Genomic DNA, 1,606 nt, shown 5'->3' with positions numbered 1-1,606 from the left:
CGAGGCGGCCGGACTCCTCTCGCGCGACGACGGCTACGCCGTCGAACGGCCTGAGACGGTGCTGGTGCTCGTCGTCGGCCACGCGGACTCCTTCGGCGACCGCGCTCGCACGCTCGCTCGAGACGCGGATCAGTACCTCGAATACCAGGGATAACGAGTATTTTCCGCCAGTAACAAACGATTACTTTCGACTCCGAGTCGACTACTCGACCAGCGACAGCAACTCGGTCAGCGACTCGATCTCGTCGGTCGCGTTCGACGGCCGCTCGCGCCCGCGATTGTGCGGCCGTCGGAGGAACGCGGTCTCGAGGCCGGCAGCCCGGCCGGCCGTGACGTCTTTCGGGGAGTCGCCGACGTAGAACCCGTCCGTGACGTCGAGTCGATCGAGCGCGTCCTCGATGTAGTAGGGATCGGGCTTGCGCCGCTCGTATCCCTCGAACGTCGGATCTCGCCCGCGAACGACGTCGAAATCGAATCCGAAGTGGTCGGCGACGAACTCGGCGGTTTCCTGCCGGTTGTTGGTGACGAGACCGATCGCGGTTCGCTCGCCCAACTCGTGGATCGCGTCGATATCGTCGTAGGTGCCGCGCTCCCCCGAGCGGAGTCGGTCGTGGGTGCCGCTCGAGGCGTGGGATTCCTTCAGTTCCCAGAATCGTGCCGGATCGATTTCGAGCGCCTCACAGTGCGTTCGGATCAGTTCGTGGTCGTGATCCCTGAAGTCGCGACGCTGGGCCGCCGTCGGCTCGGCACCCAGTTCGGCGAGGGCGGCGTCGGCCGCGTCTGCGTACACGCGCGGATCGGTCCGGGGGCCATCGAGGATGACCCCGTCCATGTCGAACAGGACGACCGTCATTCATCGTGGACAGAGGAGCCGCAGGGAAAAGAGCGTTCGGCATCGCTGCCAGCCGTCGCTCGTCGTTCCGAACGATCAGTAAATTACGAGCGCACGGGGTCGAGCCGTCGACGGGGCGTTATATGTCGACTTTCCAGGTGGTACTCGAGGAATACCCCCATTTTTCGATCTCGACATCGTAGTCACCGTTCTGGAGAGCGGTGATGTTCGAGCCGACCTCTTTCGCCGTCATACCGAGCTCTTTGCCGATGAGGCGAGATTTGAAGTACGTCTTCGTCGCCGCGTTGTTCCGGAGGTACTCCAGAATCTGCTGTTGTTTGCTCGTGAGGTCGGGGGCCATTGCAGTGCTCATACACGGTCGGAAGACAGGAATGGCCTTAGGGGGTTTGGTACGTCCGGTTAACCCGCTGCAGACGTGCGGTTTTTCCCGGGGGGTAAGAGATCAATAACCGGATGGAAAGGTTTCGTTGGTACGACCGGTTAATACATCCTACTCCGCGACTATCGTTTGTTCGTGACGGTTTCCGGGCGTCGGGAGACGATCGAGGTACCGAACGGAGCGCAACGAACGCGATCGCGTGCCAGGGGCGATCGTCAGTCGTCCACGTCGTAATATAGTCAGTTGTCCACGTCGTAATACTGTGTTACGATCGGGCCGAACGAGGACGCGACCGCTTGGCCGAGCGCTCGCGTCCGATCGGTCAGTCCGGCGGTGAGCGCGCCAGCGGCTCCGTCGGACTCGGCGACGCCCTC

The 1,606-nt window shown here is 62.6% G+C and carries 2 protein-coding genes and 2 pseudogenes; 1 reads left to right on the top strand and 3 read right to left on the bottom strand.

The genetic code is table 11. The features are described 5' to 3' along the window. A pseudogene (locus PGX04_RS08565) lies at positions 1 to 154 on the top strand (winged helix-turn-helix transcriptional regulator); the annotation flags it as partial. A 48-nt stretch (positions 155 to 202) separates the two neighbouring features. Here PGX04_RS08565 and PGX04_RS08560 read toward each other — a convergent pair. From PGX04_RS08560 to PGX04_RS08550, 3 genes and pseudogenes are all read right to left on the bottom strand, one after another. After that, positions 203 to 853 carry an HAD family hydrolase gene (locus PGX04_RS08560; RefSeq protein ID WP_273738120.1) on the bottom strand — a complete coding sequence of 217 codons (651 nt, stop codon included), beginning with the start codon at positions 851 to 853 and terminating at the stop codon, positions 203 to 205. Between the two features lie 118 nt (positions 854 to 971). After that, positions 972 to 1,205 carry a DUF7123 family protein gene (locus PGX04_RS08555; protein WP_273738119.1) on the bottom strand — a complete coding sequence of 78 codons (234 nt, stop codon included), beginning with the start codon at positions 1,203 to 1,205 and terminating at the stop codon, positions 972 to 974. Positions 1,206 to 1,471: 266 nt separating this feature from the next. After that, positions 1,472 to 1,606: pseudogene (locus tag PGX04_RS08550) on the bottom strand (DUF84 domain-containing protein); the annotation flags it as partial.

It is taken from the genome of Natrinema soli, from assembly GCF_028618695.1.
The sequence above is the reverse complement of the archived record's forward strand: the minus strand, read 5'-3'. Positions and strand labels throughout refer to the sequence as shown.